17 protein-coding genes are annotated in these 23518 nt (G+C 70.5%); 1 reads left to right on the top strand and 16 read right to left on the bottom strand.

Features of this window, described 5'->3' with window-relative positions; translation table 11 throughout:
* Positions 1-35 precede the first annotated feature (35 nt).
* From ACZ6KF_RS08990 to ACZ6KF_RS08975, 4 genes are all read right to left on the bottom strand, one after another.
* Positions 36-2240 carry a hypothetical protein gene (locus ACZ6KF_RS08990; RefSeq protein WP_469237834.1) on the bottom strand — a complete coding sequence of 735 codons (2205 nt, stop codon included), beginning with the start codon at positions 2238-2240 and terminating at the stop codon, positions 36-38.
* A 198-nt stretch (positions 2241-2438) separates the two neighbouring features.
* Positions 2439-2852, bottom strand: a complete 414-nt coding sequence (locus ACZ6KF_RS08985) for a DUF6113 family protein (protein WP_356626383.1) — start codon at positions 2850-2852, stop codon at positions 2439-2441.
* Positions 2849-3769, bottom strand: coding sequence for an N-acetyl-1-D-myo-inositol-2-amino-2-deoxy-alpha-D-glucopyranoside deacetylase (gene mshB, locus ACZ6KF_RS08980; protein WP_469237831.1), 921 nt, complete (start codon positions 3767-3769; stop codon positions 2849-2851). Before mshB ends, ACZ6KF_RS08985 begins: the two co-directional genes overlap by 4 nt.
* A 45-nt stretch (positions 3770-3814) precedes the next feature.
* Entirely contained in the window at positions 3815-4009 is a 195-nt protein-coding gene (locus ACZ6KF_RS08975; RefSeq protein WP_356626380.1) for a hypothetical protein, read from the bottom strand.
* Positions 4010-4165: 156 nt separating this feature from the next.
* Between ACZ6KF_RS08975 and ACZ6KF_RS08970 the strand changes: the two genes are divergently transcribed.
* Positions 4166-6283: a S9 family peptidase gene (locus ACZ6KF_RS08970; RefSeq protein ID WP_469176038.1), complete on the top strand. Its 2118-nt coding sequence runs from the start codon at positions 4166-4168 to the stop codon at positions 6281-6283.
* Between the two features lie 139 nt (positions 6284-6422).
* Here the strand turns inward: ACZ6KF_RS08970 and ACZ6KF_RS08965 are convergent, their stop codons facing one another.
* The 12 genes from ACZ6KF_RS08965 to ACZ6KF_RS08910 form a co-directional block, all read right to left on the bottom strand.
* Positions 6423-7475 (bottom strand): ABC transporter ATP-binding protein, encoded by a 1053-nt coding sequence (locus ACZ6KF_RS08965; protein WP_356626377.1) that lies wholly within the window; start codon positions 7473-7475, stop codon positions 6423-6425.
* Positions 7468-8451, bottom strand: coding sequence for an ABC transporter ATP-binding protein (locus ACZ6KF_RS08960; RefSeq protein ID WP_356626375.1), 984 nt, complete (start codon positions 8449-8451; stop codon positions 7468-7470). The genes ACZ6KF_RS08965 and ACZ6KF_RS08960 overlap by 8 nt, the downstream gene beginning before the upstream one ends.
* Before the next feature lie 6 nt (positions 8452-8457).
* Positions 8458-9435 carry an ABC transporter permease gene (locus ACZ6KF_RS08955; RefSeq protein ID WP_356626373.1) on the bottom strand — a complete coding sequence of 326 codons (978 nt, stop codon included), beginning with the start codon at positions 9433-9435 and terminating at the stop codon, positions 8458-8460.
* Positions 9428-10351, bottom strand: a complete 924-nt coding sequence (locus tag ACZ6KF_RS08950; protein ID WP_356626372.1) for an ABC transporter permease — start codon at positions 10349-10351, stop codon at positions 9428-9430. Before ACZ6KF_RS08950 ends, ACZ6KF_RS08955 begins: the two co-directional genes overlap by 8 nt.
* A gap of 9 nt (positions 10352-10360) precedes the next feature.
* The gene (locus ACZ6KF_RS08945; protein ID WP_356626370.1) at positions 10361-11998 is read right to left on the bottom strand and encodes a peptide ABC transporter substrate-binding protein; all 1638 of its coding nucleotides are present in this window, start codon (positions 11996-11998) and stop codon (positions 10361-10363) included.
* Between the two features lie 212 nt (positions 11999-12210).
* The gene (locus ACZ6KF_RS08940) at positions 12211-13344 is read right to left on the bottom strand and encodes an ABC transporter ATP-binding protein (RefSeq protein WP_469157409.1); all 1134 of its coding nucleotides are present in this window, start codon (positions 13342-13344) and stop codon (positions 12211-12213) included.
* A 14-nt stretch (positions 13345-13358) separates the two neighbouring features.
* Positions 13359-14420: an ABC transporter ATP-binding protein gene (locus ACZ6KF_RS08935; RefSeq protein WP_356626366.1), complete on the bottom strand. Its 1062-nt coding sequence runs from the start codon at positions 14418-14420 to the stop codon at positions 13359-13361.
* Positions 14421-14429: 9 nt separating this feature from the next.
* On the bottom strand, positions 14430-15410 hold the full coding sequence (locus ACZ6KF_RS08930; protein WP_356626365.1) for an ABC transporter permease: 981 nt from the start codon (positions 15408-15410) through the stop codon (positions 14430-14432).
* A 96-nt stretch (positions 15411-15506) separates the two neighbouring features.
* The gene (locus tag ACZ6KF_RS08925; protein WP_356626363.1) at positions 15507-17315 is read right to left on the bottom strand and encodes an ABC transporter substrate-binding protein; all 1809 of its coding nucleotides are present in this window, start codon (positions 17313-17315) and stop codon (positions 15507-15509) included.
* 113 nt (positions 17316-17428) lie between these two features.
* Positions 17429-18466 (bottom strand): ABC transporter permease, encoded by a 1038-nt coding sequence (locus ACZ6KF_RS08920; protein ID WP_356626361.1) that lies wholly within the window; start codon positions 18464-18466, stop codon positions 17429-17431.
* A 465-nt stretch (positions 18467-18931) separates the two neighbouring features.
* A complete protein-coding gene (gene typA / locus ACZ6KF_RS08915; protein WP_356626359.1) occupies positions 18932-20848 on the bottom strand; it encodes a translational GTPase TypA in 1917 nt (638 codons plus the stop codon).
* A 133-nt stretch (positions 20849-20981) separates the two neighbouring features.
* On the bottom strand, positions 20982-23279 hold the full coding sequence (locus ACZ6KF_RS08910) for an ABC transporter family substrate-binding protein (RefSeq protein ID WP_469237827.1): 2298 nt from the start codon (positions 23277-23279) through the stop codon (positions 20982-20984).
* Positions 23280-23518 lie beyond the last annotated feature (239 nt).

Raw genomic sequence — 23518 nt, 5'->3', positions numbered from 1 at the left:
GTCCGGGCGCCCTGTCCTCGTACGGTCCTCGTGCGTCAGCTGGGGTCCGTGTCGATCGTCGCCACCCGGTTGGTGGTGCTCGTCAGGGCCGGGCGCAGGGCGCCGATCACGTCCTCCACCGTCACCGGGGTCTTCTGGCCCGTGGCCCGGGTGATGAGGACGCCGTCGAACGTGCTGCCGTACAGCTCCTTGAGCGCGGCCTTGTCGTAGGTGTCGACCAGCTTGCCGTCGACGGCCTGGACGCGCAGGAACTTCCACAGCGAGTTCTCGGGGCTGAACGCGATCCGGTGCGCCGGGTCCGTCTCGACGGTGACGATGTCGGACATCGCCGGCTCGGCGAACTCCCTCATCATCCGGTCGACCTCGGCCTTGGCGACCGTCGGCTCCTTGGTGGTCGTCGGCACGCCCACCGGCGCGCCGGTCCCCTTCTCCACCTGGGTGCGGTACGCCTTCTCGACGGCCTCGGCGGCCTGGTCGACGGCGATGCCCTTGCCCGGCTTGCCGTAGACGGGGACCGCCTTGCCGGACTCGAACCTGATCGTGCCCTCGGTCGCCGTACCGGCGCCGCCCGCGGCGGTCTGAAGCGCGGACCGCAGCTTCTCCTCGTCCACCGGCATGACCGGCTCCACGACCCGCTGCTCGCCGAAGAGGGAGCCGATCACGGAGACCGGGTTGTAGTCGCTCCTGGCGGCGGCGCCGACCGTGGCGTCCACGTCGAACTGGAGGCCGGCCTGGTCCGGCTTGAGGGAGACCGTGTCGCCGTCCACGGACAGCTTCAGCGGCTTGGCGATGCGGTCGCCGAGGGCCTCGTCCAGCTTCTTGACGGCGTCGTCGCGGGTGCCGCCGCCGATGTCGACGCCGAGGACGTAGGTGCCCTTGGGCACGTCGGAGTGGTTCATCAGCAGCCCTGCGCCGTAGGCGACGCCGAGCAGGGTGATCGCGGCGCCGACGAGCAGGACCAGCTTGCTGCGGCCCTTCTTCCTCTTCGGGGGCGCCGCCGCGGGCACGCTCTGCTGCACGGGCTCCGGCAGCTTCGGCGGGGTGTGCGGCAGCACCCCGTCGGAGGCGCCGCCGGGGCCGAAGGGGGCCGGGCGGTCGGCGGAGGGCACCACGGGGATGCCGCTGCTGACGGTGTCGCCGGAGACGTTGTCGGGGCCGTAGAAGCCGCCGGGCGGCGGTTCGGGGGCCGGCTTCTGCGGGGTGAGGATCGCGGTGTCGTCGCTGAGGCCGCCGCCCGGGAGCGCGCCGGTGTGGCCGGGGTGCCCGGCGGCAGCGGGCGGGGCGAGCGGGCCGTCGCCGGCGGCCGGACCTCCGGGCGGGAGCGGGCCGTCGCCGGTGACCGGGCCGCCGGTCGGGCCGGCGGGGCGCCGGGGCAGACCGGGGCGCGGCTCGCCCTCCTCCGGGAAGTACGGGGTGTCCTCGCGCCGCGACTCGGCCGCCGCGAGGGCGTCGGTCACGTCGAAGGAGCCGGTGCCGCCGCCGTGCCCGGGAGCGACCGGGCCGCCCGTGGCGCCGGGCAGGCCCGCACCGTTCGTCCTGTTCGCCCCGCTCGTCCCGTTGGCGCTGCTCGCGCCGTTCACGCCGCTCGGCCGGGAACCGCCCGGCAGGCTCATCGCGCCGACCACGCCACCGGGGCGACCGGCCGCGGGACGCGCGCCGCCGGGGGCGGGGGCGCCGGCGGCCGTTCCGCCCGCGCTCGGGCCGGAGCCCGTGGACGCGGCGGCCGTGCCGTTCTGGGCGCCCTGGGCCGGGGCGGACTTGCGGGGCGCGAACCAGTCGCTGGTCTTCTCCTCGGCCGACGCCGACGCCGGAGCGGACGTGGACGCCGGCGTCGCCGGCCGGCCCGGCTGGGACGCGTCCGCGGCCTGGGCCGACGGTGCGGGCGGTACGGGCCGCCGGGGCAGGTCCGCCGGCTCGGCGGGAGACCCGGCGGCGCCCGCGCCGGGGGCCGCAGCGCCCGGCGTCGTGGGCTCCGCGCCCGTGTCGTCGGCGGATTCGCCGTCCGCCACGGGCTTGCGCATGACGACCGGCGGGATCGGCCGCGATCCGGGGATGTTGATCCGGATACGGGTCGTCAGCGTGGTCTCGGTCTTGCGCTCCTCCGGCTGCGTGGCCGAACGGCCCGCGCCCGCACCGCCGTCGGCGCCCGCGGAGGTGCCGTAGGGCGGGGTGCCCGAGGGGTATGCGGCTCCGCCGCGCCCGTTGGGCCCGGAGGACGGACTGTCTGTTTCACGACTCAAGGCAGGTTCTCCCGGTTGGCTCCGCCGCCCTCGAACGCCTTGCTCTGCGCTGGGGGTACCCCCTGCTCCAGCCAGGTGGAGAGCTCGGGGAGGCTCGGCGGCGGCACCAACCATACTGGCCGCTTCCGGCGCTTATCCCACGACCGCCGGGGAAACCCACACGGGACTCGCACGAGCGCGAACCGGCGAACGGGTACGTCACTTGCCAAGTCGGACGGCCGGCCCGTCCGGTTGCCGCCCCGGTCCGAGGGTGGCGCAGATCACAGCCACGGCGATGCCGCCGAGCAGGAAGAGGTAGGAGCCGGCTCCCGCGGCGAAGAGGAAGTCGCCCTCGGGACGGGAGGCGGTGAGCAGGATGACGGAGAGCATCCAGCCCCCGGCGCCCGCCGCCGCCCCGCCCCGGCCGCCGGTGAGCCGGGCGCCGCCGAGGAAGGTCCCGGCCGCGCCGGCGAGCGCCAGCAGCAGCCCGCCCGGGAACCAGCCGGACTGCACCAGCGCCCCGGCGCCGCCGACGGCGAGTCCCAGCAGGAACAGCCCGAGATGGGCGAGGATCCGCCCGGCGGAGGGCCGGTGCGGGGGCCGGGCGAGCAGCGAGCCGCGGTCCGTCGTCATGACGCCTCCCCGTTCCGCGTGGTCCCGGAGGCGCCGGTGGCCCCTGCGGCCCCCGGGCCCTGCGCGATCCCGGCGAACAGGTCCGTCTCCCGCTCGTCACCGCGCCCACCGCCCTCTCCGCGCACCAACTGGTAGTACTCGGTACGGAAGACCGGCTGCGCCAGCTCATTGGAGAGCGCGAAATACGGCTCGGCGACCTCGATCTGCGTGGCGTGCGCGCGCATCGCGGCGACCTTGGCGGCGTAGTACGGGCCGGCGTCGATCCCGGTGGTGATCAGCTCGTCCTCGACCACGCCCGGCACGTCCCCGACGGAGGCCGCGGCGGCGAAGGGCAGGCCGGGCAGGTCCTCGCGCAGCCGGGCGAAGGCTGCCTCGGCGACCGTGCGGGGGACGCGGTTCCAGTAGACCTTGGCGACCGGGCAGCCGGCGTCGGCGGCCAGTTCGGCGGCGCGCATGGCGATGCGGTGGGCCTGGATGTGGTCGGGGTGGCCGTAGCCGCCGTCCGGGTCGTAGGCGACCATCACCTGGGGGCGCACCTCCCGGATGACCTCGGCCAGCAGGGCGGCGGCCTCCTCGACGTCGGCCTGCCACAGGCAGTGCGGGTCGTCGTTGTCGGCCAGCCCCATCATGCCGGAGTCGGCGTAGCGGCCGGGTCCGCCGAGCTGACGGAAGTCCGTGACGCCCAGTTCGCGCATGGCGGCGGCCAGTTCGCGCAGGCGGTGTTCGCCGAGGGCGGGACCGGAGAGGTGGGCGAGCTCGGGCGGGATGACCTCGCCGCGCTCACCGAGGGTGCAGGTGACCAGCGTCACCCGCGCCCCCTCGGCGGCGTACTTGGCCATGGTGGCGCCGTTGTTGATCGACTCGTCGTCCGGGTGCGCGTGCACCAGCAGCAGACGCCGGCCGGGCTGTTCCGTCATGGGGCAAGCCTACGAGGGGCCGGGGCCCCGGCCCGCCCCGGCGGCTCAGAACTTGATGCTTCCGATCATCCCCGCGATGTTCGTCGTCAGCTCGTCGATCGTCGGAGCGATGGTCGAAGAGGCGAGGTAGAAGCCCAGCAGCATGCAGACCACCGCATGCCCTGCCTTCAGCCCTGACTTCTTGATCAGAAGGAAGACGATGATCGCCAGCAGCACCACCGCCGAAATCGAGAGTGCCACGGCGGCTCACCTCCAAGGACCCAGGGGACGTGGGGGATTCAGCATCAGGGGCAAGCGGTTCTTACCCACTTTGCGCGACTGATCATAACTATCCGTACGAGGGCATCGGTCGGCGCACGGCGACACAAGGGGGCGCATGGCCAATATGGTCGGGGCATGACGACCGAGGTTGAGTCCTTTCCCAGGCGCCATGCCCGAACCCAGCGGTTCACGCTCGGCGCGCCGCGTTCGTTCACCGTGTCGCCCGACGGGGCGCGTGTCGTGTTCCTCCGGTCCCCTTCGGGCACGGACCGGGCGAACTCCCTGTGGGTGCTCGACACGGCGGACGCCGTGGAGCGGGTGGCGGCGGACCCGCGGGCGCTGCTCGGCGGGGCCGAGGAGCGGCTGCCGCCGCAGGAGCGGGCGCGCCGGGAGCGCAGCCGGGAGGGCGGTGCGGGCATCGTCGGCTACGCCACCGACGCCGCCGTGGAACTGGCCTCTTTCGCCTTGTCGGGGCGGCTTTTCACGGCCGAGCTGCGGGCCGGCACGGCGCGGGAGCTGCGGGTGCGCGGTCCGGTGGTGGACCCGCGGCCCTCCCCCGACGGACGGCACGTGGCCTACGTCGCGGACGGCGCGCTGCGCGTGGTGGGCGCCGAGGGCGACGGTGACCGGGCGCTGGCCGAACCGGACGGCGAGGGGGTGACGTACGGGCTCGCGGAGTTCATCGCGGCGGAGGAAATGGGGCGTTCGCGTGGTTTCTGGTGGAGCCCCGAGTCCGACCGGCTGCTCGTGGCCCGCGTGGACGACACGCCGGTGCGGCGGTGGTGGATCTCCGATCCGGCCCATCCGGAACGTGAGCCACATCATGTCGCCTACCCGGCTGCGGGCACCGGGAACGCGGACGTGCGGCTGTTCGCGGTCGGGCTGGACGGGGGCCGCACGGAGGTCTCCTGGGACCGGGCGCGCTATCCGTATCTGGCGCGAGTGCACTGGTCAGCGGCGGGTGCGCCGCTGCTCCTGGTACAGGCGCGGGACCAGCGCGGCCAGCTGTTCCTGGCAGTCGACCCGGACACCGGCGCGACCCGGATGGTGCACGCCGATGAAGATCCAACTTGGCTGGAACTTTTCCCCGGAGTGCCCTGCTGGTCCCCCTCCGGGCAGCTGGTGCGGATCGCCGACGAGGGCGGCGCCCGGGTCCTCGCGGTGGGCGAACGGCCGCTGACCGGAGCCCAGTTGCACATCCGTGCGGTGCTGGACGTCACCGACCAGGACGTGCTGGTCTCGGCGTCCGCGGGCGAGGAGGCGGAGCATCCGGAGATCGGCGAGGTGCACGTCTACCGGGTCAACGAGCTGGGCTGGGAGCGGCTGTCGCAGGAGCCCGGCGTGCACTCGGCGGTCCGCGCGGGGGACGTGACCGTGCTGGTGTCGGCCACGCTCGACCGGCCGGGGGCGCTGGTGCGGGTGCTGCGCGACGGCGAGCCGGCGGCGACGGTCCGGTCGTACGCCGAAGACCCCGGCATGTCGCCCCGGGTGACCCTGCTGGAGGGGGGCGCACGGCGAATTCCGTGCGCCCTGCTTATGCCACGGGACTACCGCGGTGACACTCCCCTGCCGGTTCTGCTCGATCCCTACGGCGGTCCGCACGGCCAGCGGGTGGTCGCCGCGCACAACGCGCACCTGACCTCGCAGTGGTTCGCCGACCAGGGGTTCGCGGTGGTCGTGGCGGACGGGCGCGGCACGCCGGGCCGGTCGCCTGCCTGGGAGAAGGCCGTCAGGGACGATCTGGCGGAGGTCGTCCTCCAGGACCAGATCGACGCGCTGCACGCGCTCGCCGCCGACCATCCGCTCGACCTCGGCCGGGTCGCGATCCGGGGCTGGTCCTTCGGCGGCTATCTGGCCGGGCTCGCGGTGCTGCGCCGCCCGGACGTCTTCCACGCCGGCGTGGTGGGCGCCCCGGTGACGGATCTGCGGCTGTACGACACCCACTACCAGGAGCGCTACCTCGGGCACCCGGACGAGCGACCCGAGGTGTACTCCCGCAACTCGCTCGTCGACGACTCCGGCCTGGTGGCCGCCGCCGAGCCGCACCGCCCGATGCTGATCGTCCACGGCCTGGCCGACGACAACGTGGTGGTGGCGCACACCCTGCGCCTGTCCTCGGCCCTCCTGGCCGCCGGCCGCCCGCACGAGGTGCTCCCGCTGTCGGGGGTGACCCACATGACCCCGCAGGAGACGGTCGCGGAGAACCTGCTCCTGCTCCAGCTGGACTTCCTGCGGCGGTCGCTGGGCCTCTAGGAACAGCAGCGGGCCGGGGTGACATGGCGCAACCCCGGCCCGCTCACGGCACCCGCACGGCCGTACGCTGTACAGACTGACGCGTCCGTATATCGGAGCGGCTTCCGTGAAGTTGCCTGCGTGTTAACGCGTTTGGTGGTCATTTGCGCGGGTGCGGCCGGTGCTCCTCCGGCGGCACCACCTGCTTCTCCTCCGCGAAGTGGCAGGCCGAGTCGTGCGCCGCGGGCCCCGGGGTGTGCCGGAACTCCGCGGGCACGGCCAGCGCCGGGACCTCCAGGGCGCAGCGCTCCCGCGCCTTCCAGCAGCGGGTGCGGAAACGGCAGCCCGAGGGGATGTTGGTGGGCGAGGGTACGTCCCCGGCGAGGATGATCCGCTCGCGGTGCTCCCGGGCCTGCGGGTCGGGCACGGGGACGGCCGAGAGCAGCGCCTGGGTGTAGGGGTGCGTCGGGTGGTCGTAGATCTCGGCGTCGCGGCCGGTCTCGACGATCCGGCCGAGGTACATCACGCCGACCCGGTCCGAGATGTGCCGGACGATCGACAGGTCGTGCGCGATGAACAGGTAGGACAGCTCGAACTCGTTCTGGAGCCGCTCCATCAGGTTGATCACCTGCGCCTGGACGGAGACGTCGAGGGCGGAGACCGGCTCGTCGGCGACGATGATCTCGGGGCGCAGGGCGAGGCCCCGGGCGATGCCGATGCGCTGGCGCTGGCCGCCGGAGAACTGGTGGGGATAGCGGTTGATGTACTCCGGGTTGAGGCCGACCACGTCGAGCAGCTCCTGCACCCGTCGGCGCCGGTCGCCCTTCGGGGCCACCTCGGGATGGATGTCGTACGGCTCCCCGACGATGTCGCCGACCGTCATCCGCGGGTTGAGCGAGGTGTACGGGTCCTGGAAGACCATCTGGATGTTGCGGCGCACGGCCTTCAGCGCCCTGCCGGACAGCCGGGTGACGTCCTCGCCCTTGTACTTGATCACCCCGGCCGTCGGCTTCTCCAGGTTGACCAGCATCCGCGCGACCGTGGACTTGCCGCAGCCGGACTCGCCGACGATGCCGAGGGTCTCGCCCCGGTGCAGGGTGAAGTCGACGCCGTCGACGGCCTTCACCGCGCCGATCTGCTTGCGGAACAGGACGCCCCGGGTGAGCGGGTAGTGCTTGACCAGCCCGGCCACCTCCAGGATCGGCTCAGCCATGCAGGCACTCCCTCCAGAAGTGGCAGGCGCTCGTGCGGTCCGCGGCCGAGTCGGTGACCTGGTACAGCGGGGGCACGTCCGTGCGGCACACGTCACGGGCCATGGGGCAGCGCGGGTGGAAGGCGCAGCCCTGCGGGATGTCCAGCAGGCTGGGCGGCAGGCCCTTGATGGCGTAGAGCTCGTGGCCCTTTTGGTCCAGGCGCGGGATGGAGTCGAGCAGACCGCGCGTGTAGGGGTGGGCCGGCGCCTTGTAGATGTCGTGGACCGGCGCCGACTCCACGATCCGGCCCGCGTACATGACCGCGATCCGGTCGGCCACGTCGGCGACCACGCCGAGGTCGTGGGTGATGAGGATCAGCCCCATGTCCAGCTCCCGCCGCAGCTGGGCGAGCAGCTCCATGACCTGGGCCTGGACGGTGACGTCGAGGGCGGTGGTGGGCTCGTCGGCGATGATCAGCGCCGGTTCCAGGGCCAGCGCCATCGCGATCATGATGCGCTGGCGCATGCCGCCGGAGAACTGGTGCGGGTACTGCCTGACCCGCTCCCCGGCGGCCGGGATGCGGACCCGGTCCATCAGCTCGACGGCCTTGGCCCGGGCGTCCTTCTTCGACATGCCCCGGTGCACCGTGAACATCTCGCCGAGCTGGTCCCCCACGGAGAGCACGGGGTTGAGGGCGGACAGCGCGTCCTGGAAGATCATCGCCATCTCGGCGCCGCGCACCTTTCGCCGCTCCTCCTCCTTGAGCTTCAGCAGGTCCCGGCCCTTGAAGACGACCTCGCCGCCGGTGATCCGCCCGGGCGGCATGTCGAGGATGCCCATCACGGCCTGGGCGGTGACCGACTTGCCCGAGCCGGACTCGCCGAGCACGGCGAGGGTCTCACCGGCGTCCACCGCGTAGCCGACGCCGTTGACGGCCCGGGCGACGCCGTCGCGGGTCCGGAACTCCACGCGCAGGTCGCGCACTTCGAGCAGCACGGCGGTTCACCTCAGCTTCGGGTCGAGGGCGTCGCGCACCGCGTCGCCGAGCATGATGAACGCCAGCACGGTCACGGCCAGCGCTCCGGAGGGCCACAGCAGGGCGTGCGGGGCGTTGCGGATGTAGGGCGAGGCGGCGGAGATGTCGATGCCCCAGGAGACGCTGGGCGGCTTCAGGCCGACGCCGAGGTACGACAGGGTGGCCTCCAGCGCGATGTAGGTGCCGAGCGCGATGGTGGCCACGACGATCACCGGGGCGACCGCGTTGGGCGCGATGTGCCGCAGCAGCAGCCGGGAGTTGGAGGAGCCGAGGGCGCGGGCGGCCTGGACGTAGTCGTGCTGCTTGGCGGTGATGACGGAGCCGCGGGCGATGCGGGAGATCTGCGGCCAGCCGAGCAGCACCATGAAGCCGATCACCGGCCAGATGCTGTTGCTGGTGACGACGGACAGCAGCACCAGGCCGCCGAGCACGACGGGGATGGCGAAGAAGACGTCGGTGATCCTGGACAGGACGGCGTCCCAGATGCCGCCGAAGAACCCGGCGAGCCCGCCGAGCACGCTGCCGAGCACGGCGACCCCGAGCGTGGCGAGGACGCCGACCGCGACGGAGGTGCGGGCGCCGTGGACGGTGCGCGTGTAGACGTTGCAGCCCTGTCCGTCGTAGCCGAAGGGGGCGCCGGGGCCGGGGCCCTCCTGCGCCTTGGCCAGGTCGCACTTCAGGGGGCTGCCGGAGGCGATCAGGGACGGCCAGAGCGCGATGACCAGGAGGAACAGGATCACCAGCGCGGAGATGAGGAAGACCGGGTTGCGGCGCAGGTCGTGCCAGGCGTCGGACCACAGCGAGCGCGGCCGGCCGGAGGGACCCGTGCCGTCGGGGCCGGACGGGATCTTCTCCAGGCTGACCGCCTCGCTCGCGGCGAGGTCCATCTGGCCGCCCATGCCGGTGCCGGCGACGGCGCCGTCGTGTTCCCTGGCGTCAGACATAGCGGATCCTCGGGTCGAGTACGGCGTACAGCAGGTCGACGAGGAGGTTGGCGACGAGGAAGACCAGCACCAGCACGGTCACGAAGCCGACGACGGTCTGGGTGTTCTGGCGCAGGATGCCCTGGTAGAGCTGGTAGCCGACGCCGTGGATGTTGAAGATGCGCTCGGTGACGATCGCGCCGCCCATCAGCGCGCCGATGTCGGTGCCGATGAACGTGACCACGGGGATCAGGGAGTTGCGCAGCAGGTGCCGGGTCACGACCCGGCGCCGGGGCAGCCCCTTGGCGATGGCCGTGCGGACGTAGTCGGACCGCTTGTTCTCCGCGATCGACGTCCGCGTCAACCGCGTCACATAGGCGAGCGAGACGGAGGCGAGGACCAGTCCGGGCAGGATCAGCTCGTCGAACCGGGCGTCGGAGGAGACGGACGGCCGGATCCAGCCCCACTCGACGCCGAGCAGCAGCTGGAGCAGCAGGCCGGTGACGAAGGTCGGCACCGAGATGACGACCAGGGTGACCAGCAGGACCGTGGTGTCGACGGGACGGCCGCGGCGCAGGCCGGTGATCACGCCCAGGGTGATGCCGATGACGATCTCGAACAGGATGGCGACGACGGTCAGCCGGATGGTGACGGGGAACGCGGACGCCATCAGCTCGGTCACCGGCTGGCCGTTGAAGGCGGTGCCGAAGTCGCCGGTGAAGACGTTGCCCATGTAGGTCAGGTACTGCTGCCACACCGGCTTGTCGAGGCCGAACTCCCGTCTGAGCTGGGCGGCCGTCGCCGGGTCGCACTCCCGGTCCCCGCACAGACCGGCGATGGGGTCGCCCATCACGTTGACCATGAGGAAGATCAGCAGGGTCGCCCCGACGAATACCGGGATCATCTGCAGCAGCCGCCGCAGGACGTAGCGTCCCATGGCGCCGCCTCAGCCAACCTTGATCTCGTTGTACACGGGGACGCTGAAGGGGTTGAGCTTCACGTCCGACAGGCGCTCGGAGTAGCCGGCGCTGCCGTTCTGGTACCAGAGCGGGATCGCCGCCATCTCGTCCCGGACGACCTCCTGGGCCTGCTGGAAGGTCTGCACCGCCGTGGCGGTGTCGGTCTCCGCGTTGGCCTTGTCGATCAGGTCGTCGAACTTCTTGTTGCTCCACTTGCCGTCGTTGGAGGAGGCGTTGGTGTAGTAGAGCGGCTGGAGGAAGTTCTGGATCAGCGGGTAGTCCATCTGCCAGCCCGCGCGGAACGGGCCGGACATCTTGCGGTCGGTGATCTGGCTGCGGAAGTCGGCGAAGGTGCCGACGGGGTTGCCGACGCAGGCCTTGTCGTTGCCGAGGGCGTTGTTGATGGAGTTGCAGACGGCGTCGACCCACTGCTTGTGGGAGCCGGTGTCCGCGTTGTAGGTGATCTTGACCTGGCCGCCGGGGAGCCCGCCGCCCTCCTCGACGAGCTTCCTGGCCGCCGCGGCGTCGTACTCGCACCACTCGCCGCACAGCCCTTCCTTGTAGCCGCCGTCCTCGCCGAGGACCGGGGACGTCCAGTCGGTGGCGGGGGTGCGGGTCTTCTGGAAGATGGTGTCGGTGATCTGCGTACGGTCGATCGCCCGGGACAGGCCCTTGCGGACCTTGTCCATGCCCTCCTTGTTCCACCTCTTGTCGTAGTACGGGAAGGCGAGGGTCTGGATGATGCCGGCGGGGGTGTTGAGGTAGCGGTCGCCGAGGTCGTTCCGGACGTTCTTGAGCTGGGAGGCGGGGACGTCGTCGACGAGGTCGAGGTTGCCGGCCATCAGGTCGGTGTAGGCGGTGTTGTTGTCGGTGTAGACCTTGAGGTCGACGCCGCCGTTTCGCGCCTTGTCCTCACCCGGGTACTCCTCCCACGCGCGCAGGGACATCTGGGAGCCCTTGGCGTACGACTGCACGGTGTACGGGCCGTTGCCGACGGGCTTGCTCAGCCAGGCGTCGTGGTCCTCGAAGAAGGCGCGCGGGAGGGGAGCGTACGCCGGGTAGCCGAGGGTGTCGGGGAAGGTGGAGAACTTCTGGCTGAGCCGCACGGTGAAGGTGCGCTCGCCGGTGACCTTCAGCCCCGACAGCGTCTCGGCGGTCTGCTTGCTCCCGTCCTCGGGGTGGACCTTGTCGTAGCCGTCGATGTAGCTGAAGAAGTACGCGTTGCGCTGGTTGTTCTTCAGGCTCGCGCCGTAGTTCCAGGCGTCGACGAACGACCTCGCGGTGACCTTCTCGCCGTTGCTGAAGGTCCAGCCGTCCTTGACGGTGACGGTGAAGGTCTGCGAGTCCTCGGTCTCGATGCTCTCCGCGAGCATGTCCTCGGCCTCGCCGGTCCCGGGGTCGTACCGCTTCAGCCCGCGGAAGATCATGTCGAGGACCTTGCCGCCCTGCACCTCGTTGGTGTTCGCGGGCTCCAGCGGGTTCTGCGGATCGCCCCAGGAGGAGCTGAGCACCGCCCCGCCGTCCCCGCTCCCGCTCCCTCCGCCGTCGCCTCCTCCGCAGGCCGTCGCCGCGAGGGCCACCGCCACCGCGCAGGCGACCCCTTTGACGTGCGTGGCTCCTGGCATGGTGTGCCTCCTCGTCGTGCGCGGTACCGCCGGCGCCGGGACGCCGCTTCATTACCGGCCAATATCGGCCCGTAACACGCATACCGCACACGCTGGGAGCCCTTTGGGCTAAGCGGCGGCGGGTACGACGACGGGAGGCGGGAGCCGTACGGCTCCCGCCTCCCGTCCTGCGATCGTCACCGGTCGCCGTGCGGGCCCGCGCCCGCCCCGGTTCACTCCTTGCCGGCCGTGCCGCCCTCGTCGTGGGACTCCAGCGCCTTCAGCGCCGGGTCGAGGACGACGTCCTCGGCGCGGGCCTCGGTCGTCGGCTCCTCCGGGAAGTGGCAGGCCGTCAGGTGGCCCTCGCGGTTGCCGGAGATCTGGACGAGCGGCGGCTCCTCCGTGGCGCACTTGTCCTGCGCCTTCCAGCAGCGGGTGCGGAAGCGGCAGCCGGACGGCGGGTGGATCGGCGAGGGCACGTCGCCGGAGAGGCGGATGCGCTCGCGCTGCTCGGCGTCGTCGCCGATCTCCACCTCGGGCACGGCCGACAGCAGGGCGTGGGTGTACGGGTGGCGGGGCCGGTTGTAGATGGAGTCCCGGTCGCCGACCTCGACCACCTTGCCGAGGTACATCACCGCGACCCGCTGCGAGAAGTGCCGCACGATCGCCAGGTCGTGGGCGATGAAGACGAACGCGATGCCGAGTTCGTCCCGCACCTTCTGGAGCAGGTTGACGACCTGCGCCTGGATGGAGACGTCGAGCGCGGAGACGGGCTCGTCGGCGACGATCAGCTTGGGGTTCAGCGCGAGCGCGCGGGCGACGCCGATGCGCTGGCGCTGACCGCCGGAGAACTCGTGCGGGAAGCGGTTGTAGTGCTCGGGGTTGAGACCGACCAGCTCCAGCAGCTCGCGCACCCGGTTCTCCAGGCCGCCCTCGGGCTTGATCCCGTTGACCTCCATCGGCGACTTGATGATCGTGCCGACGGTCTGCCGCGGGTTCAGCGACGAGTACGGGTCCTGGAAGATCATCTGGATCTCGGACCGCACCGGCGCCAGCTTCTTGCGCGAGGCGGTGGTGATGTCCTGGCCCCGGTAGGTGATCCGGCCGGCCGTCGGCTCCATCAGGCGGGTGATGAGCCGGCCCGTGGTCGACTTGCCGCAGCCGGACTCGCCGACCAGGCCGAGGCTCTCGCCGACGCCGACGCTCAGGTCGACGCCGTCGACGGCCTGGACGGCGCCCACCCGGCGCCGGATCGGGAAGCCGCCGTAGATCGGGAAGTGCTTGGTCAGGCCGCTGACCTCGAGCAGCGTCTCCCGGGTGGTGCCGGTGGAACCCTGCTGTGCGGGGAGGGTGAGGTTGTCGCTCATGATCTCGTATCTCCCTAGCGCAGCCGGGGCTGGATCTCGTTGATGAAGATGTCCTGCTTCTGCCCGGCCGTCAGGTGGCAGGCAGCCGCGCGACCGTCACCCAGCGGCGGCCGGGTCGTGGTGCACAGGTCGCCCTCGACCCGGTCCTTGAAGGTGCAGCGCGGGTTGAAGCGGCAGCCCGACGGCGGGGTGAGCAGGGACGGCGGCGTGCCCGGGATGGGCGTCAGCGCCTTGCTGATGTCGCTGTCCAGGCGCGGCATGGAGCTGAGCAGGCCCCAGGTGTAGGGGTGCCGCGGAGCGCCGAGCACCTCCTTCATGGTGCCGCGTTCCACGGCCCGGCCCGCGTACATCACCAGCAGGTCGTCCGCCATCTTCGAGATGACGCCGAGGTCGTGGGTGATGAAGATGATCGCGGAGCCGAACTCCTGCTGGAGGTCCTTGAGCAGGTCCAGGATCTGGGCCTGCACGGTGACGTCCAGCGCGGTGGTGGGCTCGTCGGCGATCAGGAGGTCGGGGTCGCACATCAGGGCCATGGCGATCATGGCGCGCTGGCGCATACCGCCGGAGAACTGGTGCGGGTAGTCGCCGAACCGGGCCTTGGGCTGGGGGATGCCGACCTTCTCCAGCATCTGGATCGCCCGGTCCTTGGCCTCCTTCTTGGAGGCGCCCATGTGCTTCATGTAGGGCTCGGACAGCTGCCGGCCCACGGTGTAGTACGGGGACAGGGCGGTCAGCGGATCCTGGAAGATCATCGCCATCTTGTTGCCGCGGAGCTTCTCGAGCTCGTTCTCGCGGGCGGTGATCAGCTCCTGCCCGTCCAGCAGGATCTCGCCGTCGATGGTGGCGAACTGACGGTTGTGCAGCCCCAGGATGGTCAGGTTGGTCACCGACTTGCCCGAGCCCGACTCGCCCACGATGCCGAGCGTCTGGCCCCGCTCCAGGTCGAACGAGAGCCCGTCGACGGCCTTGACGACGCCGTCCTCGGTCTTGAACCGGACGCGCAGGTCGCGCACCGACAGGAACGCCCCGGCGTCGGCCGAGGAGGGAGCCCCCGATTCCTTGGTCAGAGTGGTCACAGAAAGCTCCTAGGACAGCCGCACGCGCGGGTCGATGAAGGCATAGCAGGCATCGACGACGATGTTGAACAGAAGGATCATGGCGGCCGAGAACAGCATCACACCGAGCAGCAGGGGCAGGTCGCTGAAGCTCACCGCTTCCACGGCCAGTCGGCCGAGGCCCGGCAGACCGAAGGTGAACTCCGTGATGATCGCGCCGCCCAGCAGCGAGGCGATGTCGATACCGAAGATCGTCACGATCGGGATCAGCGAACCGCGCCAGGCGTAGCGGAAGAAGACGTAGCGCTGGGACATGCCCTTGGCGCGGGCGGTCCGGACGTGCTCCTCCTGGAGCTGCTCGATCATCGACGACCGCGCCATACGAGTGTACTGAGCGGCGAAGATCGTCGAGAGCACGGCCCAGGGGATGATCAGCCCGGAGAACCAGGCCATGGGGTCCTCGGTCAGTGCCGTGTACTTGGGCTCGTCGAACGCGCCCATCTGGTACACGAGGATGGCGAGCGCGAGCGGGCCGAGGAAGTAGATCTGCATGGAGCTGAGGACCATCGCGCCCGCGGTGAAGGCCTTGTCGATGATCGTGCCGCGCTTCCAGGCGGCGAGCATGCCCGAGCCCAGTCCGACGACGAGGAAGAGGATCGCGGCGCCGACGGCCAGCGAGACGGTGGTCGGGAGCCGGTCGACCAGGGTCGTCCACACGTTCTCGTTGGTGTGGTACGAGTAGCCGAAGCACGGGGCCGGGCAGGCCCCCTGGGCGAAGTCGTCCCGCCCCATGACCAGGCCCGACAGGAAGATCCAGAACTGTTCGGGAATCGACTTGTCGAGACCGAGCGTCCGGTGGATGTTCTCCAGCGCGTCCGGGGTGCAGGTCTTGCCGCACATCAGCAGCGCCGGATCGCGTGGCATGCCGAAGAAGAGAAGGAACGCGACCATGGTCAACAGGACCAGGATCACGACGGCGCCGAGAGACCGGCGGAGGATGAAGCGCAGCATCAGAAAGCAGCTTTCGGGCGTGGGAAGCCTGGCGGGCGAGGGGCGCCCCATCTCGACGATGGGGCGCCCTGGAAACCCCGCTGGGGGTCGGAGGTGTTACTTCACAAACAGCCTGCGCGGGTCGACGGCGCCGAGGACGTCGTCGTACACGAGGCCGCCGATCTTCGAACCGGCGATCTGGGTCTGCTTGTAGTACGCCGTCGGGATGTTGGAGATGACGTTCTCGACGATGTACTCGTTGACCTTGTTCCACTCCTCAGCGGCCTTGACCGGGTCCGTGATCTTGTTGATCCGGTCGATGTCCGCGTTGACCTTCGGGTCGTCGATGTGCGCGTAGTTCGACGAGCCGTCCTGGATCTGGCGGCCGTCGTACAGCGGCGGGATGACGGTCGAGGCGCTCGGCCAGTCCGCGCCCCACGCGGTGTGGTAGATGTCGTAGTTGTTGTCGACCTTGCTGATCTGGTCGTAGTACGTCTCGGCCGGGATCTCCTGGCGCTGGACGTCGAAGCCCGCCTTCTCCAGGCCCGCCGCCATGGCGGTGGAGTACTGCTGGCCCTCGGGGGTGTTGATGTAGCCGAAGGTGAGCTTCAGGCCTTCCTTGCCGGCTTCCTTGAGGAGCGCCTTGGCCTTCTCCGGGTCACCGGCCGGCTTCTTCTTCTTGCCGAACGGGTCGAAGTTGGCGTTGTAGCCGGAGACGGTCGGGCTGATCAGACCGCCGGCGACCTCCATGGCCTGGGCGCCGCCGTAGGCGCGGACGAAGGGCGTGATGGGCAGCGCGTGCGCGATGGCCTCACGGACCTTCTTGTCCTGCATCTCCTTCTGCGACAGGTTGATGTTCATCTGGCCGACGTAGGGCTGGTAGCCCGAGACCGTGCGGTCCTTCAGCGAGGCGTCGCTGAGCACCTTGGACAGGTTGCCCGCGTCGACCTGGTTGTTGAAGCTGATCGCGGTGGAGTTGGCGCCCGAGTCGGACAGCAGCGCCTTCGTGGAGTCCTCGTACTGCTTGTTGAAGACGAAGTTGAACTGGTCCACGTACTGGTGACGGATCGGGTCCGTCTTCGGGTCCCAGTTCTCGTTCTTGACCAGCGTCATGGACTTGCCGGACTTGAAGTCCTTGATCTTGTACGGGCCGGCCGTCATCGGGGCCTTGTCGTACTTCTCCTGGGTGTCCTTCTTCTCGGACACGATGGAGTATCCGGCCATCGCGAGCGCGTACGGCAGGTCGGCCTTCGGCTCCTTGAACTTGAAGACGATGGTCTTCTCGTCCGGCGTCTCCAGGATGCTGTCCGGCAGGTGCTTGCCCTTGTACGGACCGTCCTTGAGGAGCTTGCGGTACTCGACGCCCGGCGTGTTGGCCAGCCACTGCTGGATGTAGGTCGGACCGTTGGTGATGAACGGGGCGAAGAGACGCTCGAAGGTGTGGCGGACGTCGGCCGAGGTGATCGGCGTGCCGTCGGCCCACTTGACGCCGTCCTTGAGCGTGAACTTCCAGGTCTTGCCGCCGTCGGTGGTGGTGCCGCTGTCCGTGGCCAGGTCGCCGACGACCTCGTGCTTCGAGCCGTCGTCGCTGGTGGCCTTGTAGCCCGTCAGGCCACGGTGGATGATCGAGGACAGCGAGCCCTCGTCGGAGACGTAGATCTGGCCCGGGTCGAGGTGGGCGTAGCTGTCACGCTGCAGGACCGTCACGGTGCCGCCGCTCTTCGCACCGGGGACCTCGGGGGCCGGGCCGGTCGAGTCCTTGGCGTCACCGAACGCGATGCCCTCCTGCTGACGCTGGGCATTCTCCTTGTCCTGCTTGTTGCTGGTCCCTTCCTTGCTGCCGCCCTCGCTGCAGCCGGTGAGCACTAGTGCTCCGGCAGCGAGCAGGGATATGGCGGCGTACGTGTGGCGTCCACCCTTACCCATCACTCGGTTTCCCACCCATCTGTCTGTCTCACGTGCGATGAAATGAAGTGCCAGTCGGGCCGACGCGGGCGCCGTCCCATCCGGATTTGGGCGAGAGTGCCCATAGCTCCCGGTCAGCGAGCCGTCTTCGGGTCGAAGGCGTCACGGACCGAGTCCCCGAGCAGGTTGAACGCCACGATGAAGATGATCATGGAGATACCCGGGAAGAACATGTAGGTGATGTCGTTCTGCATCACGAGTTCGGTCGACGCCTTGGAGAACATCTGCCCCCAGTCGGGCGTCGGCTCGACGATGCCGACGCCGAGGAACGACAGTCCGGCCTCGGCGGTGACGAAGGCGGGGAGCATGTACGTCGACTGCACCAGGATCGGCGTGACCACGTTGGGGAGGATCTCCTTGCGGATGATCCGCCACGGGGACGCCCCGCTCACCTTGGCCGCCTCGATGAACTCGCGTCCGGCGAGGGACAGGGTAGCGCCGCGCAGGATGCGGCAGAGACTCATCCACCCCAGGAACCACATCACCGAGATCAGCGCCACCACCCGGACGTACACCGGGGTCTCGTCCTTGGGGTCCACGAACAGCGAGACCACGACCGGCATGCTCGCGATGAAGAACAGCTGCGACGGGAAGGCCAGCAGGAAGTCGACGACCCGGCTGATGGCGAAGTCGACCTTGCCCCCGAGGTAGCCGGCCATCACACCGAGGATGACGCCGGTGAGCACGGTGGCGACCGTCACGGCGAGGGAGATGCCGAGCGAGTTCCGGATGCCGTAGATCAGCTTGGTGAAGACGTCGTAGCCGTTGCCCGGCTCGAGACCGAACCAGAACTCACCGCTGATGCCGCCGTTGGGCATGATCGGGACGCCCGCGCTGTCGAACAGCTCGGGGCGCTCGTCCGCGTACACGGTGTACGGGTCCTTGCCGTACAGCTTCGAGATCACCGGCGCCAGCAGACCGATGAGGAAGAAGAACGCCACGATGCAGGCGGAGGTCACGCCCGCACGGTCACGCTTGAAGCGAATCCACATCAACTGCCCGGGGGAGCGGCCCTCAAGCTTCTTCTCACCCTCGACGGCGGAGGTCGCATCGAGCTCAGGGTCCAAGGCGACCGCGGAGCCGGAGCCCTCGGCCTTGACTGGACTGGTCATGTGTGTTCTTCCCCCGGGGGGTTGGAGAGTTGAGCGCAGCACAGATACCGGCAGGTTCTGTGGTTTGGGGGAACTTTCGCCAAGTGCATCAACGCGCGTCAAGGGCGGAAGGCAGAGGGATCTCCCTAGCGTCCATTTTTTGAGCAAAAATTGCAAAGATTGACACCTGCGCGCGCTTGACAGCTGAGACGGAAAATCGGCGAAACGGACATAACGGGAGGGATTTTTGTTTACATGTCCGAAACTTGATCGCCGAAGCACCGATATCCGAACAGGGCCTCACAGGCTTCTGAAAGGACCCTGAACAACCCGCCTGACCAACCCTCCGGACGCCCTCTGCGGACGGCCCCTGGACCACCTGTGAACGACGCGGCCCGGCCCTCCACCGCAGGGAAGGGCCGGGCCATCGTCTCACTGCCCGCCCAGAGGCCCTGAGAGGGCCCCTGAGCGTGCCGCGGGGGTGGGTCAGCCGTGCTTGGCGCGGCTCGCCGCACGGGCGCGCTCGCGGGCGTCCAGGTTCACCTTGCGGATGCGGACGGCCTCCGGGGTGACCTCGACGCACTCGTCGTCGCGGCAGAACTCCAGGGACTGCTCCAGCGACAGCTTGCGCGGCGGCACGATCGACTCCGCCACATCGGCCGTCGAGGACCGCATGTTGGTGAGCTTCTTCTCCTTGGTGATGTTGACGTCCATGTCGTCGGAGCGGGAGTTCTCGCCGACGATCATGCCCTCGTACACCTCGGTGCCGGGCTCCACGAAGAGCACGCCGCGCTCCTGGAGGTTGGTCATCGCGAAGGCGGTGACCGCTCCGGCGCGGTCGGCGACCAGCGAGCCGTTGTTGCGGGTCTGGAGGTTGCCGAACCACGGCTCGTGGCCCTCGTGGATCGAGTGGGCGATGCCGGTGCCGCGGGTCTGGGTGAGGAACTCCGTCCGGAATCCGATCAGACCGCGCGAGGGCACCACGAACTCCATGCGCACCCAGCCGGAGCCGTGGTTGGACATGTTGTCCATCCGGCCCTTGCGGACGCCCATCAGCTGGGTGACGGCGCCCATGTGCTCCTCGGGCACGTCGATCGTCATCCGCTCGACGGGCTCGTAGACCTTGCCGTCGACCTCCTTGGTGACGACCCGGGGCTTGCCGACGGTCAGCTCGTAGCCCTCCCGGCGCATGGTCTCGACCAGGATGGCCAGCGCCAGCTCGCCGCGGCCCTGCACCTCCCAGGCGTCGGGGCGCTCGGTGTCCAGGACGCGCAGCGAGACGTTGCCGATCAGCTCGCGGTCCAGGCGGTCCTTGACCTGGCGGGCGGTGACCTTGCGGTCCTTGACGGCCGCCTTCGCGTCGGCGCCCTTGCCGGTGCCGCCGCGGCCGACCAGCGGCGAGGTGTTGGTGCCGATGGTCATCGAGATCGCGGGCTCGTCCACCGTGATCAGCGGCAGCGGAACCGGGTTCTCCGGATCGGCCAGCGTCTCGCCGATCATGATCTCCGGGATGCCGGCGACCGCGCAGATGTCGCCCGGGCCCGCCTTCTCGGCCGGCTTGCGGGTGAGCGCCTCGGTCATCATCAGCTCGGAGATGCGCACGTTGGTGACGGACCCGTCGCGCTTCATCCACGCGACCGTCTGCCCCTTCTTCAGCTCGCCCTGGTGGACGCGCAGCAGCGCGATGCGGCCGAGGAAGTTGTCGGCGTCCAGGTTGGTGACGTGCGCCTGGAGCGGGGCGTCCTCGTCGTAGGTCGGGGCCGGGATGTGCTGGAGGATCGCGGAGAAGAACGGCTCCAGGCTGTCGGAGTCGGAGGGGACCGTGCCGTCGGCCGGCTTGGTCAGCGACGCGATGCCGTCCCGGCCGCAGGCGTAGACGATCGGGAACTCGATCTGCTCCTCGTCCGCGTCCAGGTCCAGGAAGAGGTCGTAGGTCTCGTTGACGACCTCGTCGATCCGGGCGTCCGGCCGGTCCGTCTTGTTGATGCACAGGATGATCGGCAGGCGGGCCTGGAGCGCCTTGCGCAGCACGAAGCGGGTCTGCGGCAGCGGGCCCTCGGAGGCGTCGACCAGCAGCACCACGCCGTCCACCATCGACAGACCGCGCTCGACCTCGCCGCCGAAGTCGGCGTGGCCGGGGGTGTCGATGATGTTGATCGTGATCGGGTCCCCGCCGGCCTTCGGGTGGTACTTGACCGCCGTGTTCTTGGCGAGGATCGTGATGCCCTTCTCACGCTCCAGGTCGTTCGAGTCCATCATGCGGTCGTCGACGGAGTCGAGCTGGTGGGCGGCGAAGGCGCCGGCCTGCTTGAGCATGGCGTCGACGATGGTCGTCTTGCCGTGGTCGACGTGGGCGACGATGGCGACGTTGCGAATGTCGTGACGTGTAGTGGACACGGCCATAAAGCGGCGTTCTCCCGGAGTGTGAGGACGGCCCTGCTGCGTACGTCTGTGATACGCGGGCCCTGCCGGGCTTGACACGCCACGGCCTCACCCCATGGTACGTGGCCGCCGGAGCTCGGGCTTGCCGGGCCGATCAGCGAGACGGCCGCGGCCCCCCGGAGGGTCCCGCGGCGGGCCGCGCGGCCTTCCGCAGGAAGCCCATGTCCTCGTACACGGGGGTCTGGAAGCCGAAGGACCCGGTGTTGGCCAGGTTCTTGCGCACGGCCGTGAGCTGGGGGCGCTGGTAGAGCGGGATGGAGCCGGCCGCGGCCCAGATCCGGGCGTCGGCCTTGCGGATCAGGTCGCGCGACTTCTCGCGGTCCAGGGTGGCCGCGGCCCGGTCGAAGAGCTGGTCGACCTGGTCGGTGCCGACGCGGGTGTAGTTCTGCTCGACGGTCAGCGAGCCGTCGGCGGCCGGGACGGGCTTGGCGTAGATGGGGCGGGCGTCGGTCGCCGGGAAGGCGGAGGCGGGCCAGGAGTAGAGGGCCAGGTCGAACTCTCCGGAGGCGATGTGGTCCTTGAAGTAGCTCTCGCCGGGTACCTTGGTCCGCTCGACGCGGATGCCGAGGCGGCCGAGCATGCGGGTGATCCGGTCGGCGACCTCGTGCAGGACCTCGGAGCCCGGGCCGGTGGGGAGCACGAAGCGCAGGGTGAGCGGCTTGCCGTCCTTGGCCAGCGGCCCGGCCGCGGCGCCGGCCGGGGCGGGGGTGCCCTTGGGGGCGTAGGCGCCGGGGGCGCCGCCCTGCTTGTGCTGCTTGCCGTCCTGGGCGAGGTGGTCGCGGTCGGGGTCACGGTCCGCGGGGTGGTCGGCTTCGCGGTCGGTGTCGCGGTCCGCGTCCCGGTCGTCCTCGCGGCCGGGCGCCTTCCCCTCGCCGTCGGCCCGCGCCTTGCCGTCCTGGCCCACGATGTACGTGCCGTCCTCGCCGCCGGGGGACTCGGGCTCGGCGGACCCGGTCGCCCCTGACCCGCTCGCACCGGACCCGGCTCCGGCCGCCCCGTCCTCGGACGACGCCGCACCCTCGCCGTCGCCGCCCTCGCCCTCGTCCCCCGCGCCGGCCGCCTTCCCGCTCCTGCCCGGCTCGTCGAGGGGACCGCCCCGCACCCATCCGGCGTCCGCAAGCAGCGCGCGGGCCTCCTTGGGGTCCTCGTCGCCGAGGGCGCCGCTGTTGTCGGCGTAGGCGGGCTGGCCGGCCAGCGCGAGGTGGCTGCCGACGGGTTCCGCGGGCAGGCCGAGGGGCCGCAGCACCATCCGGGCCAGCTCTCGGCGGTCGAGGGCGCGGGCGACGGCCCGGCGCACCCGTTCGTCGGCGAGGGGACCCTCGGCGCCGTTGAGGGCGAGCTGGGTGAAGGCCGGCTCCAGGGACCTGCGGACCTCGAAGGCGGCCAGCGCCCGGTCGGGGCCCCGCTGCCCGGCGGGCACCTGCTCGCCGTCGCCGGCCGCCGCACCCTCGGGTTCCGCGGACCGGCCGGACGGCGCGGAGGCGCTCGCCGACGGCCCGCCCGCCCCCTCGTCCGGCCCCGCCGCCGTGATCCTGCGGGCCCCGGCGGCGTCCACCTCCGCCACGTCGACCCGCCCCTCCGCCAGCGCCCCGACCCGCTGCGCGCGCGGTACGGCCCGCAGCACGATCGCGTCCAGCTTGGGCGCTGCGCCCCACCAGCGGGTGTTGCGGGCGAGGGTGACCTCGTCGTCCTCGCGGTCGACCTCGCGCACGGTGAACGGCCCGGCGGTGACCTTCAGCCGGCGGCGCGCCCCGTCGTTGAACGCGTCCGGCGTGCCCATCACGTCCTTCGGGTACAGCGGCGAGAACAGCGACTGCCAGTCGGCGTAGGGGCGGCTGAAAGTTACCTTGACCTCCAGGTCATTCTTGCCCCGCTCGATCCGCTCGATCCGCTCGTACCCGGCGTTGCGGGCGGTCCAGTAGGCGCTGTCCCGGCCCGACAGGGCGCGCCACTGGGCGGCGAAGTCGGCCGCGCCGATCTCCCTGCCGTCGCTCCAGACCGCCTGCTGGTTGAGCCGGTAGAGCACGACCTGCCGTGGCTTGGTGTCGACGACCTTGGCCGATTCCAGATAGTCGGTGTTGATTTCCGGCCGGCCGTTCGCGTCGAGCCGGTACATCGACGGCAGCACCGCCTGGGCGATCCGCGTGGTCGTGGCGTCGGCGTCCGCCTGGAAGGTGTTCATCGTCTGCGGCACCGCGTCCACCGCCCAGCGCAGCGTCCCCCCGTCGGCGACGCGGGCCCGGGCGGCGGGGGCGATGTCCTGGTGGGCCGGCGGCCGGCCGGCCTCCTTCTCGGAGCTGCACCCGGCGAGAGCGGGGACCGCGAGCGCTCCCGCGGTCAGGAAGACGACCGAGCGCAGTACGGCGCGCGGTCCGACTCCGGCGTGGGACATCTCTGGGTACCTCCGGGAAGCCGCGGGCGTTACGATCACTTTTGGCGGTATATGGTGCTGATCAGATGAGATTCGTCCGTATGCGGCCACTGAAGAGGAAAGGGTTCAGCAGCGACCGGCGACACGGCGGCGCGAGGTGACAAGCCCACCCGTGCGGCGCAACACGCTCCCGGCAGTGCACCCGCACGACTCGGCCAATCGGTGCACCGCCCTTCCCAGCGATGGGTGTGACGCGCAAC

Source organism: Streptomyces sp. NPDC046379, from assembly GCF_055587785.1.
The sequence above is the reverse complement of the archived record's forward strand: the minus strand, read 5'-3'. Positions and strand labels throughout refer to the sequence as shown.